The sequence below is a fragment of the Thermovibrio sp. genome (assembly GCA_015488335.1).
In the GTDB taxonomy this organism is placed as follows: Bacteria; Aquificota; Aquificia; order Desulfurobacteriales; family Desulfurobacteriaceae; genus Balnearium.
This window is the reverse complement of the sequence record WFNZ01000007.1, coordinates 1-13,888: the sequence shown is the minus strand read 5'-3', so window position 1 is coordinate 13,888 and position 13,888 is coordinate 1. Positions and strand designations below refer to the sequence as shown.

General features: G+C 46.6%; 19 protein-coding genes. 8 read left to right on the top strand and 11 right to left on the bottom strand.

The window, feature by feature from the left end; genetic code table 11:
* Both F8H35_RS00810 and ccsA read right to left on the bottom strand, forming a co-directional pair.
* The coding region (locus tag F8H35_RS00810; protein WP_472571675.1) for a hypothetical protein at positions 1-194 on the bottom strand (194 nt) is incomplete at its 3' end.
* Positions 184-867, bottom strand: a complete 684-nt coding sequence (gene ccsA, locus F8H35_RS00805) for a cytochrome c biogenesis protein CcsA (protein ID WP_472571674.1) — start codon at positions 865-867, stop codon at positions 184-186. The genes F8H35_RS00810 and ccsA, both read right to left, overlap by 11 nt.
* A gap of 66 nt (positions 868-933) precedes the next feature.
* Here ccsA and moaCB point away from each other — a divergent pair, with 66 nt between their 5' ends.
* The 8 genes from moaCB to F8H35_RS00765 all read left to right on the top strand — a co-directional run bounded on the left by moaCB (position 934) and on the right by F8H35_RS00765 (position 6,480).
* A complete protein-coding gene (gene moaCB, locus F8H35_RS00800; protein WP_472571673.1) occupies positions 934-1,845 on the top strand; it encodes a bifunctional molybdenum cofactor biosynthesis protein MoaC/MoaB in 912 nt (303 codons plus the stop codon).
* 14 nt (positions 1,846-1,859) lie between these two features.
* Positions 1,860-2,420, top strand: coding sequence for a molybdenum cofactor guanylyltransferase (locus F8H35_RS00795; protein WP_472571676.1), 561 nt, complete (start codon positions 1,860-1,862; stop codon positions 2,418-2,420).
* The gene (locus F8H35_RS00790) at positions 2,401-2,757 is read left to right on the top strand and encodes a molybdenum cofactor biosynthesis protein MoaE (RefSeq protein WP_472571672.1); all 357 of its coding nucleotides are present in this window, start codon (positions 2,401-2,403) and stop codon (positions 2,755-2,757) included. The genes F8H35_RS00795 and F8H35_RS00790 overlap by 20 nt, the downstream gene beginning before the upstream one ends.
* Entirely contained in the window at positions 2,741-3,133 is a 393-nt protein-coding gene (msrB, locus tag F8H35_RS00785) for a peptide-methionine (R)-S-oxide reductase MsrB (protein ID WP_472571671.1), read from the top strand. The genes F8H35_RS00790 and msrB overlap by 17 nt, the downstream gene beginning before the upstream one ends.
* On the top strand, positions 3,120-3,809 hold the full coding sequence (locus F8H35_RS00780; protein WP_472571670.1) for an ABC transporter ATP-binding protein: 690 nt from the start codon (positions 3,120-3,122) through the stop codon (positions 3,807-3,809). Before msrB ends, F8H35_RS00780 begins: the two co-directional genes overlap by 14 nt.
* The gene (locus tag F8H35_RS00775) at positions 3,806-4,996 is read left to right on the top strand and encodes an ABC transporter permease (protein WP_472571669.1); all 1,191 of its coding nucleotides are present in this window, start codon (positions 3,806-3,808) and stop codon (positions 4,994-4,996) included. Before F8H35_RS00780 ends, F8H35_RS00775 begins: the two co-directional genes overlap by 4 nt.
* Positions 4,996-6,186 (top strand): ABC transporter permease, encoded by a 1,191-nt coding sequence (locus F8H35_RS00770; protein ID WP_472571668.1) that lies wholly within the window; start codon positions 4,996-4,998, stop codon positions 6,184-6,186. The genes F8H35_RS00775 and F8H35_RS00770 overlap by 1 nt, the downstream gene beginning before the upstream one ends.
* A 99-nt stretch (positions 6,187-6,285) precedes the next feature.
* Complete coding sequence (locus F8H35_RS00765) at positions 6,286-6,480, top strand: hypothetical protein (RefSeq protein WP_472571667.1); 195 nt, start codon at positions 6,286-6,288, stop codon at positions 6,478-6,480.
* A 13-nt stretch (positions 6,481-6,493) separates the two neighbouring features.
* Here the strand turns inward: F8H35_RS00765 and ftsY are convergent, their stop codons facing one another.
* The 9 genes from ftsY to F8H35_RS00720 form a co-directional block, all read right to left on the bottom strand.
* Positions 6,494-7,939, bottom strand: coding sequence for a signal recognition particle-docking protein FtsY (gene ftsY / locus F8H35_RS00760; protein WP_472571666.1), 1,446 nt, complete (start codon positions 7,937-7,939; stop codon positions 6,494-6,496).
* Between the two features lie 36 nt (positions 7,940-7,975).
* The gene (gene trpD / locus F8H35_RS00755) at positions 7,976-9,007 is read right to left on the bottom strand and encodes an anthranilate phosphoribosyltransferase (RefSeq protein WP_472571665.1); all 1,032 of its coding nucleotides are present in this window, start codon (positions 9,005-9,007) and stop codon (positions 7,976-7,978) included.
* On the bottom strand, positions 8,998-9,345 hold the full coding sequence (locus F8H35_RS00750; RefSeq protein WP_472569929.1) for a GIY-YIG nuclease family protein: 348 nt from the start codon (positions 9,343-9,345) through the stop codon (positions 8,998-9,000). Before F8H35_RS00750 ends, trpD begins: the two co-directional genes overlap by 10 nt.
* 74 nt (positions 9,346-9,419) lie before the next feature.
* The gene (gene tsaD, locus F8H35_RS00745) at positions 9,420-10,409 is read right to left on the bottom strand and encodes a tRNA (adenosine(37)-N6)-threonylcarbamoyltransferase complex transferase subunit TsaD (RefSeq protein WP_472571664.1); all 990 of its coding nucleotides are present in this window, start codon (positions 10,407-10,409) and stop codon (positions 9,420-9,422) included.
* Positions 10,409-10,645 carry a hypothetical protein gene (locus tag F8H35_RS00740; protein ID WP_472571663.1) on the bottom strand — a complete coding sequence of 79 codons (237 nt, stop codon included), beginning with the start codon at positions 10,643-10,645 and terminating at the stop codon, positions 10,409-10,411. Before F8H35_RS00740 ends, tsaD begins: the two co-directional genes overlap by 1 nt.
* Positions 10,646-10,648: 3 nt before the next feature.
* Entirely contained in the window at positions 10,649-12,529 is a 1,881-nt protein-coding gene (locus F8H35_RS00735; RefSeq protein ID WP_472571662.1) for a DUF3857 domain-containing protein, read from the bottom strand.
* A gap of 15 nt (positions 12,530-12,544) precedes the next feature.
* Complete coding sequence (locus tag F8H35_RS00730) at positions 12,545-12,757, bottom strand: DUF2283 domain-containing protein (RefSeq protein ID WP_472571661.1); 213 nt, start codon at positions 12,755-12,757, stop codon at positions 12,545-12,547.
* Positions 12,754-13,023, bottom strand: a complete 270-nt coding sequence (locus F8H35_RS00725; protein ID WP_472571660.1) for a hypothetical protein — start codon at positions 13,021-13,023, stop codon at positions 12,754-12,756. Before F8H35_RS00725 ends, F8H35_RS00730 begins: the two co-directional genes overlap by 4 nt.
* 6 nt (positions 13,024-13,029) lie before the next feature.
* Positions 13,030-13,888: phosphohexomutase domain-containing protein (locus F8H35_RS00720; protein WP_472571659.1), on the bottom strand; the 859-nt coding region annotated here is incomplete at its 5' end.

The following is a 13,888-nucleotide window of genomic DNA, read 5'->3' as shown; positions in this document are numbered from 1 at the left end:
GTTTGAATGGATGTTAAAAGTAAAACTCCCCCTAAACTTAGAACGGAAACCTTTAACACTGTGGAGAAGTTCACAAAATTTGTTATAACTCCGGTAAGTCCAACCATTTTTCTTTCAAAGAGTGAAACAGTAAATCCAGCAGTTAAGAAAAAAAGTGAAAAAACTCCAAACAGCTTTACAGACTTAAAACTCATGGGTTCCTCCAAAGAGGAAGTTGACCCCTAAGAAGAGAAAGAGAACCAGAATTCCGTTGAAAATAACGAGCCAGCCTGAGAAATCTTTTAATCTCTCATCGTAAACAGAGTGGAAAACAAAGGCACTGAACAGCCAGAAACCAACAGAGAAGATAGACTTTGGATCTAACATAAAGACTTCTCCCCAGGCCAGAAAAGCCCAGAGAGCTCCAAAAAACAGTGAGAGTGTGAAAAGGAAGAATCCCCATCTGAAAGGTTTTATTACCTCTGCACTTCTGCTGAAAATGGCAATCAGTGAACAGCTTAGAAACACTGCGTATGAGAGAATGGCACTTCCAACGTGGATAAAAAAGAGAGGAGTTCTAATTATCGGCGGAATTGACCTGACCTCTGCCGGCAGAAATAGAGTTCCTACGAGGAGAGCTCCCGAAAGAAACCCTGTCAGCCTCTCTTCTGCCTTTGAGAGTCCGGCTGTTATTCCAAAAACCGCTGTAAACAGGAGGATAGTGTCAAATCCGTCAAATATGGGTGGATAGCCGAACCTGAAAGTTCTCCACGTAAGAACTCCAGAAACCATTGCAATAGATAGAACTATCAGGATTCTCTTCTTTAGTATCCCGCCGGATAGAGAGAGGAGAGCTCCCACAAAAACTACAAGTTTCTCCAGTTCCAACTTATGTCCTCCTTTCGGATTGATACAATTAAACCTGTTCCTTCCATCCCTTTCAAGGAGGCCAGAGTGAAGACGGTTGACGTCTCAACTAAATTTGAAACGCTTAGAACGGCAAGGGCCGTTGGGAGAATCAGGCTCTCCCCTAAAACTGTAAAGATGATTCTAAACGGAGAGATTCCAAAGGGTGATGTCCTTTCAGTCTCTCAGGTTGCGGGGATAATGGGAGCCAAGAAAACGGCTGAACTCATGCCCTTCTGCCACCCTATTCCCATTGACCACATAGAGGTTAAAGCAAAGGCAGGTGAAGACTACATAGAGGTTGAGGCAGAAGTTCGGGGAATCTGGAGAACGGGCTACGAAGTTGAGGCGATGAACGCTGTTTTAACGGCCCTTTTAAACGTTTACGACATGTGTAAGGCCTTTGACAAAAACATGGTTATTGAGGAAGTAAAACTCGTTTCAAAGAGCGGTGGAAAGTCTGACTGGGCTGAAGACCTCTCCGGCCTTAAGGCTGCCGTTATTACCGTTTCGGACTCAACAGCCGCCGGTAAGCGGGAAGATAAGAGCGGCCCTCTGGCAAAACAGATTTTGGAGGAGTTTGGAGCTGAGGTTATTGGCTATACTATTGTTCCGGACGATAAAGAGAAGATAAAAGAAGCCGTTTTAAACTTTAAAAAACAGGGAGCAAACGTTATCGTTACAACCGGCGGAACAGGTTTCAGCCCCAGAGACGTTACTCCTGAAGCCTCAGAGGAGCTCTTTTACAAGGAGATGACCGGCTTTTCTGAGGCTATGCACATTTTAGGAGTTCGGTTTACTCCAAAGGCTCTGATGTCCCGGGCAAAGGCTGGCCTCCTCTCGCCGGAGTGCATCCTTTTGAACCTTCCCGGTTCCTCTAAAGGAGTTGAGCAGAACCTTAAGATGTTTGCCCCTCTTCTGAAACACGCCCTTAAAATGGCTCAGGGAGGTGGCCACTGATAACCGTGGCCGTTATGGCCGGCGGGAGGAGCTCCCGCTTCGGCCGAAACAAACTCTCCGTTCCCTTCAGGGGGAAACTTCTTATAGAGAGTGTGATTGGGGAGCTCTCCGACTTTCCAGAAGTCCTCCTCGTTACAAAGAACCCTCTTTCGTTCACCCACTTAACCGTCAGATATCCTAACCTGCGGGTTCTTCCAGAGGCCTTTGAAGTCCACTCCCCAATCTGTGGGATTTATACGGCTCTCAAAAATGCCAGTTTCAGAAAAGTCCTAATACTTCCGGGGGATACTCCCCTAATCAGAAGAGAAGTTGTAAAGGAGTTTTCCAATCAGATTCCCCCGACAGTTCTAATGGAGAACGGAAGAGTCCACTCCCTCTTTGCTCTCCTCTTTAAAGACCATGTTGTTCAGGTAGAGGAGTTTCTAAAATCTGGGAAGCACAGGTTGAGGGAGCTCCACTCCCTCTTAAACTCCCGTGAAGTTCCGTTTTCACTCTTTGAACCCTTTGACTACAGGGGAAGCTCACTGCTAAACGTTAACCGACTGGAGGACTACTGTGAGGCCGTCTATAGATGAGATTGTTGAAAAAGTTAAGAAGCGTTCAAACCCTGAAAACCTCGGGATGATTCTTGTTCACAACGGGGTTGTCAGGGGGAGCTCCCGCTCAGGAGGCAAGGTTTCGGGAATGGAACTCTCCTACGATAGAGAGAAATTAGAACAGCTAATCTCTGAAATTGAATCCCGTGAGGGTATTGAGGCCGTTGAGGTCTGGCTCAACTCAGGAAAGTTAAACGTTGGAGACGACATAATGGTCGTTGCAGTTGCAGGCAGGTTCCGTTCAGACGTCCTCCCCGCCTTTGAGGAGCTCATCTCAAGGATAAAGAGGGAGGTTGTCCTTGAAAAAGAGGTTTGATGACAGCCACCTGACAGACTTTGAGAAGTGGGTAATCTTCAAAAAGGGAACGGAGCCCCCGTTTAACAATAAGTTCTGGAACCACTTTGAAAAGGGAGTTTACGTCTGTAAGCTCTGCCGTCAGCCCCTCTTTAAGAGCTCTGCAAAGTTCCTTTCTTACTCTGGCTGGCCATCATTTGACGAGGCTATTCCCGGAGCCGTTAAAGAGGTTCCCGAGGAGTTCCCGGACGACCGGATAGAGGTTGTCTGCTCCCGGTGTGGAGCCCACCTGGGGCACGTCTTCTACGGAGAGGGTTATACTCCAAAGAACGTTCGCTACTGCATAAACTCTGCAGCGATAGATTTCATTCCGGAGAGTGAAGTTGGCTCTGATTGAGCTTAAAAACGTAAGGAAAGTCTACAAACAGGGAGACCTTGAAGTAGAGGTTCTAAAGGGGATAGACCTTACTGTTGAAAAGGGGGAGTTCATCTCAATTGTAGGCCCTTCGGGTTCGGGGAAGTCAACCCTTATGTATATCTTAGGCTGTTTAGACAGGCCTACCTCCGGCGAATACTACTTAGACGGCAAAGACGTTCTGAAACTGCCGGACGATGAGCTCTCCAAACTCCGTGCCGAATACATCGGCTTTGTCTTTCAGGCCTTTTACCTAATTCCCTACTTAACGGTTCTTGACAACGTTCTCCTTCCGGTTGAATACCTCCCGAAAGAGGAGAGGAAGAGGCGTTTTTCAGACAAACCGCCGCAGAAAAAGGCCGTGGAGCTCCTTACCCGCCTCGGGATTGGAGATAGAATCGGCTTTAAACCTGAGGAGCTCTCCGGAGGTCAGAAGCAGAGAACTGCCATAGCGAGAGCTCTCATCAATTCCCCTGAGATAATCCTTGCAGATGAGCCAACAGGCCAGTTAGACACGGAGTCAAGCCGAGAGGTTATGAGGATATTTGAGGAGCTTCACTCTGAGGGGAGAACCGTTATCGTTGTTACCCACGATATGGAGATTGCAAAACACGCTCAGAGAATTGTGAAAATCAGAGACGGAAGGGTCGTTGAATGAGGAGTTTCCTCTTAAAAGACCTCATCCTCTCGCTCATTCACAACAAGCTGAGAACCCTCTTTGCCCTCCTTGGAGTTCTTTTCGGTGTTGTCTCCCTGGTTCTCATAGTTGCGGCTATTGAAGGGAGCTCCCTCCTTGCAAACAGGGTTATAGAGAAGTTGGGTCCCGACTCCGTTCTCATCGTTTCAGGCTCAATAAAGAAAGGACCCCGGAGCGGTTTCCTGAACCTTACGCTTGAAGACGTTAGAGAAATCGGGAAACTTGAGGGAATTTTTGCCCTCACCTACGGCGTTGTTAAACCGATGACAGTTTCGGATATATCAACGTCTAAGTTCACAACGGTTTTTGGCGTAGGCGAAAACTGGCTCCTTTCCTGGAACTACAGGATTGAAGCGGGAAGAGGCTTTACAGGTTCAGACTTTAAAGACCTCAGGAAAGTTGCTATTGTAGGCCACGATGTTGCCGATTTCTTCTGGCCGGGGCAGAGCCCAATCGGGAAAATTATCCTCATCGGAAAGGTTCCGTTCAGGGTAATAGGCCTCTACGCCAAAAAGGGAAAAACGCCAAACGGCCACAATTTAGACGACAGGGTCTTTATCCCTTTTCCCGTCTTTGACAGGCTGGTAGAAAAAACCTACGGCCACATCAGTATAATCAGGTTTAGAGTTTTGAACATGGCCGAATACAACCAGATAGTTAAGGAGACCCGCCAGATACTCCTGAAACGCCACAAGCCCGACGACTTTATGGTAATTACCCCCGTTGTTGTTAAAAAGTTCCTCTCAATGCTCTCTGCAACCCTTGCCTTTTTCCTGGGAATTGCTTCAACAACCGCTCTGATTGTCGGCGGATTCGTCCTCTCATCAATCTTCTACATTAACATCTACGTTCGCCAGTGGGAGATTGGTTTAAGGAGAGCCCTTGGGGCCACAAGAGATGACATTTTGAAACGGTTTCTCTACGAGGCCATCCTCATCTCCCTCTTTGCCTCCCTCCTTGGGAACATTTTAGGAGTGGCGGCCATAAGGTTCACTCTGCCCCTGCTGAAAATTCCCGTTGTTTACCCGGTTAAAGCCTTTGTTGTTGCAACTCTCTTTACACTTGGAGTCTGCCTCTTTGCCGTCTACTTCCCTGCAAAAAAGGCCGCTTCTTTTGAGCCTGTTTCAGCCCTCCGGAGGAAGGCGTGATGGTGGGAGCTCTCCTTGCCTACGCCAGAGAGAACAAGAAAAGGTTTCTCCTCTCCCTTATCGGCGTCTCAATCGGGGTTTTCGTCCTAACACTTATGCTTGGAATAACAAACGCAATGAAGCTCAAGCTTGAAAAGGCCATCGGGAAGATGGGCTCCTACGTTCTTGTAGTTCTTCCCGGAGAGGTTAAGAACCTCGGCGGGAGAACGATTCAGCTCTCTTTCTATCCAACTCTAACTTTAGACGATGCAGAGGCTATAAAAGAGAAATGCCCGGATGTTTCGGCAGTTTCTCCTTTTAAAAAGGTTTCCCCGAATGTCCACTACGGCGGAAAGTCAATCTCTGCCTCTGTTAGAGGTGTTTCACCAGATTACTTGAAAATCTCAGGCCACTCACTTCTCTGCGGCCGGTTTCTAACAGATTCAGATGTTAATAACATCTCAGAGGTTGCCGTTCTGGGCTACAACGTTGCCAGGAAGCTCTACAGAGAGACCTGCCCCGTTGGTAAAACGGTTTACCTCTTCAACGCTCCCTACCGGATTGTTGGCGTTATGGAGAAGATAGGAACAGACCTGAGCGGAGAGAACCTTGACGATAGAATCTACATCCCGATAACCTCTGCAGTTAAGAGGATTTCAAACGTTGACTACATAGACGGCATCTACGTTCTCCCTGTCTCTCCTGAAGCCTTTAAGCCTGCTAAAGAAGAAGTTTACTCGCTCCTTTTAAAACGCCACGGGAAAAAGGACTTTTCAGTCAACTCCTACTCCGACCTTGTTAACACCCAGAAGCAGGCTATGGAGATATTCACGAAGCTCTCCATCATCGTTGCCGTTATCTCGTTTGGGGTTGGTGCTCTTGGAATTCTGGCTGTTATGACTCTTTCTGTTTACGAAAGACTTGTTGAAATTGGGATAAGAAGAGCTTTTGGAGCTCCCCGCCGCTCAATTTTCCTCCAGTTCCTTACAGAGTCTGCTCTTCTATCCCTCGTGGGAGCCTCTGTAGGTGTTTTCCTAGCAGTTTTTATAGTTATTCTCATATCTACCGTTGCCCATTGGCCCCTTTACGTCCCGATAAAGGAAGCTCTCTTTTCGTTCGTTCTTTCTTTTCTTATTGGCCTCCTCTCGGGGATTTATCCTGCCGTTAGAGCTCTCTCCTTTGAACCCAGGGAGATCTTAAAAGAGGAGTAGTTTTTTTATCAAATTTAAAAATTTCCCTTTTATGAGACATATTTTGACCTATATTGGTGTTAATATAAAAATAACTTAATCTTTTGGTGGGAGGGAGAAGTGAAAAAAACTAATAAAATGGCCTACTTTGACTATCCAGACTTCTTCGTCTTTGTTGACAGGTTCTGCCCTAACTGCGGAGCTCCCGTCTCCGTAAAGTTAGTAAACGGAACGGAGATTGAAACCTGTCTAAACCCTGAATGTCCCTATTTTCAGGTTAGAGGAAAGGAGAAAAGCTCCCAAAGTAGCCACTAAAGGGTCATCGGTTTTAAACCGATTCCTGGGGAGCTCCCTCACTTTCACTCTCTGAGAACAGCGCCTCTATAAACTCCTCCGGGTCAAACTTCCTCAAGTCCTCTATCCTCTCTCCTATTCCAACCAGCTTTATAGGAATCTTCAGGTCGTTGCAGACTGCTACAACTATTCCACCTTTAGCTGTTCCATCAAGCTTTGTAAGGGCTATTCCTGTAACGTCTGTAATCTCCTTGAAAGCCTTTGCCTGAGAGATGGCGTTCTGTCCGGTGTTTGCGTCCAGAACTAAAAGAATTTCTGCCGGCTGGCCGGGGAACTCCCTTCCGATAACCTTCTTTATCTTGTGGATTTCCTTCATCAACCTCTCTTTGTTGTGGAGCCTTCCTGCCGTGTCAACAATCAGGACGTCCTCTCCCTTTGCCTTTATACTCTGAATGGCGTCAAACACAACTGCGGCCGGGTCAGTTCCCTCCTGAGCCTTAACTATCCTGACTCCTGCTCTCTCTGCCCACACCTCAAGCTGTTCAATTGCCGCAGCCCTGAACGTGTCTGCCGCAGCCAGAACTACTGAAAGGCCAGAATCCTTCAGCTGTTTTGCCAGCTTCCCTATGGTTGTTGTCTTTCCAACTCCGTTTACGCCCAGAACCAAAATCACAGATGGCTTTTCCGTTAAGTTCAGCTCTCCGCTGCACTGCCTGAGGAGCTCCTTCAGCCTCTCCTTCAGAATCTCAAGGAGCTGGTCGGAGCTCTTTATCTTCCTCTTCTTCGCCTCGTTCCTCAAATACTCTATCAGCTCCAGTGTTGTGTTTACCCCAACGTCTGCAAGGATTAGCCTCTCCTCAAGCTCCTCAAACAGGCTCTCGTCAACCTTTCTCCCTGCAAAGTCTGAAAGCCCTAAGGCGTCTCTTGTCTTCTTCAGCCCTTCCTTGAAGCTCTTTAGAATCTTTGAACCTGTTAATCCTAACTTCTCCTCAACTTCCCTCTTTCTAACGGTGAATTCCAGCTTGTAGTTCTCCGGAACTTTCTCCTCAACTTCTTTCAGGGCCTTTAGTGCAAGGTCGTAGAGCCCCTCCTTTATGTAGAGGTTTGCTATGTGGTAGTTGGCAAGGAATGAGAGCTTCTCGTTCTGGCTGTTCCTTGCAACGTCGTAGAGATTCCTGGCCTTCTGTAAGTTTCCTTTATACTCCTCAATTAACCCTTTAAAGAAAGAGGCGTAGTCCTTTCCGAGCTCCTTTTCTAACTTCTCCGTGTAGGGCTCAAACTCCCTATATATTGCAAGGTTCCTTACTATCTTAGCCGCTTCCTCTACAAGCTCTCCACTGCTGTATATAAGGGCGTTTGATACTGCCTCGGGAGCTCTCCTCTCGTTCTCCTCTGCCAGCTTCAGCCACTTCTCCGGCTGGTTCGGGTTCTCTTTGAGCTCCTCCTCTAAACCCTTCTTCTTCCTGAAAAAGCCGAACATCTTTTCTCCTTATCGGTTTTTGAGAAAAACTATCTGCTACAGCTCGTTTGTCAACTTGACCAGTTTACACAGGAGCTCGTAGGGTCTCCCCTCCTCCATTGCCTTAACGGCCATTTCTATTCCGTCTTCAACCTTTTCAACCTTTCCACCTGCAACGAGGGCAAAACCTGCGTTCAGAGCCACAACGTCCCTCTTTGCCCCCTTTTCCTCTCCCGTTAGAATCCTCCTTACAATTTCTCTGTTTTCCTCTAAAGTCTCTCCCCCCTTGATTTCTGAGAAGGGAGCTCTCTGTAGTCCAAAGTCCTCAGGTGCCACAATGTAACTCTTTATCTCTCCGTCCTTTATCTCCGTTATTTTCGTTGCCTCGCTTATCGTTATCTCATCTGTTCCGTCTTTACCGTGAACGATAAAAGCCCTCTCTGTTCCAAGCTTCAGGAGAACTTCGGCCAGCTTCTCTGTGAGCTTTTCGTCATAGACTCCCATCAGCTGGCGAACAGCTCCGGCCGGGTTTGTCATAGGCCCCAGAACGTTGAAAATCGTCCTTATCCCAAGCTCTTTCCTCGGTCTTACAACTGTAGCCATTGCAGGGTGGAACTTTGGAGCAAACATGAAACCGAATCCCAGCTCCTCAATACACCTTGCAACCTGCTCCGGCTCAAGGTCTATTTTCACTCCGAAACTCTCTAAAATATCTGCACTTCCGCACCTGCTTGAAACAGACCTGTTTCCGTGCTTTGCAACGGGAACTCCGCAAGAGGCTACGACTAAGGCAACCGTTGTTGATATGTTGAACGTTCCCTTTAAATCACCTCCAGTTCCGCAGGTATCAACAACCCTCCTTCTCAGCTCTTCGCTTAAGGGAACCTTCCTGCTCCTCTCCCTCAGAACCTCTGTTGCCCCTGTTATTTCCTCAACAGTTTCCCCTTTACACCTTAGGGCTACAAGAATTCCGGCTATCTGAACGTCTGTAAGCTCCCCTTCCATAATTGAACTGAAGAGCCTGTAAGTCTCCTCTCTACTCAGATTCTCCTTCTCAACCAGCCTGTTTAGAACCTTTCTCACTTCCATCTTTTAAGCACCTCTCCTGCACTTATTATCTCTGCTCCCAGTTCTCTCGCCTTTTCCCTTTCAGATTCTAAACTCTTCAACCTGAAGAGATGGCTCTTGCAACTGCAGTCTGTTGCTCCAAAACCTGAAACCGACTCGTTTCCCTTTAAACTCTCTGCCAGTTTACATTCAAATTCCTTATCTCTGAATACCCACACCTCAACAGGTTCAAACCGTCTGTCTGTTGTTATGAAATCAATGTGCCAGTGGCGTTTCTTCTCCCTTTTCAAGTGTCTTAAAACTCTCTTTTCAAAGCTTCCCATCGCAGAGCCACAGTAACAGTAAACACCTTTCTGCAGACTGAAAACCCTGCCGCTTCTAACTTTTACAGTTAGGTCTTCCTTTAAACGGAATACCAGACCGTAACTTCCCTTCAGGTGCTCACCTCCTCTAAAGACATCCTGGGGAGAGCTCCCACCTCTAAAGAATCTCCACCTTCCAACAGAAACCGCCTATATCCAACGTAGGCTACCATCGCTCCGTTGTCTGACGTAAACTCCATCTTTGGCAGATAAACCTTGTATCCCTGCTCTTCAATCTCTTTCAGCTTCTCCCTCAGAAGGCTGTTTGCAGAAACTCCTCCAGAAACGGCAATCCTCTTAACTCCCGTTTCTTTCAGAGCCTTTTTCAACTTTCCAATCAGATACTCAACTGCCGTCTTCTGAAATGAGGCTGCAACCTGCTCTGGCGGGTAGTTCTTCTCAATCAGCCGTCTTACTGCCGTCTTAATTCCGCTGAAGCTGTAGTTGAAGCCCTTTACCCTCGGTTTTGGGAGCTCCAGATATTCTCCCTTAAACTCCGTGTAAATCCTGTCTATTACAGGCCCTCCCGGGTATCCGAGGTTCAGCATTTTCGCCACCTTGTCGTAAGCTTCTCCAACTGCGTCGTCTAAAGTTTTCCCTATTACCCTGTATTTCCCAAACTCCTCTGCCAGAACTATTAGCGTGTGGCCTCCGCTTACAACCAGCCCTAAAAACGGGTATTCCGGCTCACTCCCTATAAATGGAGAGAGCAGATGGGCCTCTATGTGGTGAACTCCCTTAAAAGAAATCTCCTTCCAGAAAGCAACTCCCTTTCCAAACGTGAGCCCCACTAAAAGGGCGGGGAGTAGGCCGGGAGCTCTGGTAACGGCTACAAGCCGGATATCCTCTACACCGATTCCTGCAACTCTTAGGGCCTCTTCAAATACAACGTCTATGTTCTCCGCGTGTTTCCTTGCTGCAACTTCCGGAACAACCCCTCCAAAGGGCTGGTGGAACTCATACTGGGATGAAACGATGTTGCTTAAAACCCTGTTTCCGTGTCCATCGTAAACGGCAACAGACGTATCGTCGCAGGATGTATCTATGCCAACTACCAGCACTACTCAACCTCTAAATCCCAGTAGATTTCCGGCCTGTGCCCTAACCTCTCCTCAAAACTTCCGGCTATCTCAATAATTTTGTCTGCAACTGTTCTCTTAACATCTTTACTCTCTGCAACCACTTTTAAACAGGCGTCTATGTATATCTCGCATACGGGAACGACCTCAACCCTTTTAACTCCCGGTATCTGCTCAACTTCATCAACAATCTTCTTAACAAAGTCCATCTCTTCCATCTTCTACTCCTTCTTGAGAACAACTATCTGGTTCCTCAGGGTTTTAACAGTTGTGTTGAAGAGCTCCCTCAAGTCCTGATACTCATCAACAGGAACGACGTTTTTGTTGAGAACCATCTGTGAGTGGAAGTGGAGCTCCCTTCCATTAACTTCCCACTTTATTGAGAAGCTACCAACTCTGTTCCTGAAACTGTAGTTTTCAGGCTTCAGGTATAGGGCATATCCTGTCGGGAGCTCTAACTTAACGTCTGAAACCTTCTCCATCTTATACCCAACAACGTATGGGTATCTCCTGCTCTTTGCCGCAACTAAGTTCACGAGCCTGCTGTAGTCTGGAGTCGGGAATTTTGCAAGGAGATAGTGGGAAGTTATTGTTCCGTAGTTTCTATCTTCTCCCTCAATCTTAATCCATACGTCTTTCTTGTTTAAGTCCCTGTAGTTTGAAATTTCATACTTCTCAACGTTAAACCCGGGGGAGACCTTTGCGGCAAGCTCCTCAACGTGTCTTTTTATCTGTTCGGAGGGAGCTCCCGTCAGCCTTGCCCTCTCAATAACTCCATAAATTCCTGTATAGTCAAACTTAAACTTACCTTCTAAACTTCCAAATGGTTTAAGTGTGAACTTACCGCTGAAACCTTCAACGTTTGCATCTGGCGGAAATACAGGTGTTTCAGTAACTGTTCCTTTCTCCTTCTCAACGTCAACAATCAAAACCCTCCTCCCCTGGTCGCTTGGAGGCAGGTATCCAAAGGGAACGAAATCAGAAGTTGTGTCCATAAAGAACCACTTACCTTTCCATTTTATTGCCGCTATCTCGTGGTTGAACGCCGTAGGCATCGGCATTTCGGGGTCCATGTTTGCCCTGCTGAGTGTGGGAATGAGAACAGGGTATCCCTTAACGCCTATGACCTTCAGCATTGCAATCAGCAGTGTTGCGTGGTCTTTACAGTCTCCATACCTGTTCCTGAGAATTTCTGAAGCCTTGTGGGGTTTATAACCGTTTATCCCAAACTCCATTCCCACATACCTTATGTTCTGCGCAACAAAGTTATATATAGCCCTTATTTTTTCTTCCTCTGTTTTCTTACCTTTAACAACTTTCAGGGTGGTTTCTCTTACAAACCTGTCCGGTTTGACGGACTCTTTAGCAAGGTCTGAATACCACTTTGCAACTTCCTGCCAGCTCTTTAGAGATGTTATGGCAACCCTTTTTGCCACTTCTTCAAACGGGGGCATGCTGGGTTCTTTAACTATCGGTGGAACGTTTTTTACTACCCAGGAGAGCTCCACAAACTTCCCTAAGTCCTTTTTTTCTGGCCGAGATTCCTTTTCGCTCATGTTGTATGTTTTGAATCTGTAGTACTTTCCTTTTGGAATCAGCGCTTTAAATACTGCCTCCTTAACGGGATACTCATCCTGCAGGTAGTCTGTTTCCCAGAACTGGTTTTTCATGTAGGGTTTAACGGTTTTCAGAACGTAGGCATACTTGATTACAGAGCCGACTCTTACTCCTGGCATTGAGATTGTTCTGTACTTGAGGTCTGAGTAGATTGGAGCCTCTGAAATAAACGGCGGATAGACTGTATTTATTGCCCTTTTGCCAGGTTTTAGGATCTTTCCGTCCGGCGTTACTGTATAGGCGTAGAGAATCTTTAACTTCTGGTGTTCTGTTGAAAACGGAATAACTATCTCTCCAAAGTCCTGAATTCCCCTCTTTCCCGTTATCTTTACTGCCTTCTCTTCTTTCCAGATTTTTCTCCCATCGGGGAAGAACTTAACAGTACACCTGTCGTAGAGGATTACAGCTCCGTAGTTTTTCTCTTTAGCAAGAGTGGATGTGATAAGAAACAGAACGGTCAAAATGGCGGTTAGAAGCTGTTTCATTTCTTTCCCTCCTTCTTATTTTTGTGCTGAAGCAAGCAGTAGTTTCCCAACTATCGGAATATCAACGTCTCCTTTCTTTGAAACTCCTTCAACTTCAATTCCAACTATTTCTCCATTCTCATCGTAATCAACTACTATTCCTTCAGCAATTTCTTCCGATTCTGCACTTGGAGTTCCTTTTAGTTCGACGTAGAGCGTATCTGTTTCAGGGTAGTATTTAAACTTCATCTCTTCCTCCGTTTGAAGCTCCTATCAAAGAATGCGTTGTGCACGGTTTCTCCGTCTTCTAATAGAACTACTCTTAAATATTTCTTTTCCTCTGGTATATAAATCCAGCATCGCATTCTTCCGTCAGGTTGAACTTCCTTAAATACAAACTTTCCCATTCTGGCACTTTCAATCCATTCCGGTTTAATATATGGCCTTTTCCTGATGACAATTTCTGCAAAGTATCTTGTTGTTTTACCAAAAGCCTTTAAAGGTTTTCCTTCCATTGTCTATCATTCCACTATCCCGTCCTCTCTAACGGCCTGGAGTATCTTTTCAATAACACTGTCTATCAGCTCTTCAGATTCAGCCTCAACCATTACCCTCAGTAGAGGCTCTGTTCCCGAATACCTGATAACTATCCTTCCCCTGCCGGAGAGCTCCCTCTCAACCTCTTCCTTCGTCCTCTGGAGGTTCTCTAAGCTCTCAAGGGGCGGTTTCTCTTTAACTCTAACGTTCTCAAGCTTTTGCGGGAATGTTTCTATCCCTTTGAAAATTTCACTCATAGGCTTTTTCAAAGACTTTACAATTGAAGCTATGAGAACAGAGGTCAGTATCCCGTCTCCAGTCTTTCCAAACTCCCTCACTATTATGTGGCCAGACTGTTCACCTCCAACTACTGCCCCTACTTCTTTCATCTTCTCTGCCACATACCTGTCTCCAACGGGAGTTCTGTGTAGATTCATTCCTAGCCCTTTGAGGAACTTTTCAAGCCCTAAGTTGCTCATAACCGTTGCAACAACCTCTTTGGACCTGTCGCTAAAGTGAGCTGCCAGAATGCCGATTAACTTATCTCCGTCTATTACGTTTCCCTCTTCATCTACTGCTATGCACCTGTCTCCGTCTCCGTCGTAGGCAAATCCCATGTGGAGGTGGAGCTCCCTTACCTTCTGGGCAATAAACTCCGGGTGGAGAGCTCCGCATCCTTCGTTTATGTTCTTCCCGTCGGGCTCTGCGTTAAAAGTAAATACCTTTGCCCCAAGGGCGTTGAAAACGTCTGGAGCTATCTGGAACGTTGCTCCGTTGGCACAGTCTATTCCAATTTTCAGCCCTGCCAGATACCTTCCTGCAGACTCAAGGTGTTTCTTATAC

Coding starts and splice junctions, on each gene's coding strand:
- F8H35_RS00795 (WP_472571676.1), top strand. CDS start 1,860: ATGGCCGGCGGGAGGAGCTCCCGCTTCGGCCGAAACAAACTCTCCGTT.
- F8H35_RS00775 (WP_472571669.1), top strand. CDS start 3,806: ATGAGGAGTTTCCTCTTAAAAGACCTCATCCTCTCGCTCATTCACAAC.
- F8H35_RS00770 (WP_472571668.1), top strand. CDS start 4,996: ATGGTGGGAGCTCTCCTTGCCTACGCCAGAGAGAACAAGAAAAGGTTT.
- ftsY (WP_472571666.1), bottom strand. CDS start 7,939: ATGTTCGGCTTTTTCAGGAAGAAGAAGGGTTTAGAGGAGGAGCTCAAA.
- trpD (WP_472571665.1), bottom strand. CDS start 9,007: ATGGAAGTGAGAAAGGTTCTAAACAGGCTGGTTGAGAAGGAGAATCTG.
- F8H35_RS00740 (WP_472571663.1), bottom strand. CDS start 10,645: ATGGAAGAGATGGACTTTGTTAAGAAGATTGTTGATGAAGTTGAGCAG.
- F8H35_RS00735 (WP_472571662.1), bottom strand. CDS start 12,529: ATGAAACAGCTTCTAACCGCCATTTTGACCGTTCTGTTTCTTATCACA.
- F8H35_RS00730 (WP_472571661.1), bottom strand. CDS start 12,757: ATGAAGTTTAAATACTACCCTGAAACAGATACGCTCTACGTCGAACTA.
- F8H35_RS00725 (WP_472571660.1), bottom strand. CDS start 13,023: ATGGAAGGAAAACCTTTAAAGGCTTTTGGTAAAACAACAAGATACTTT.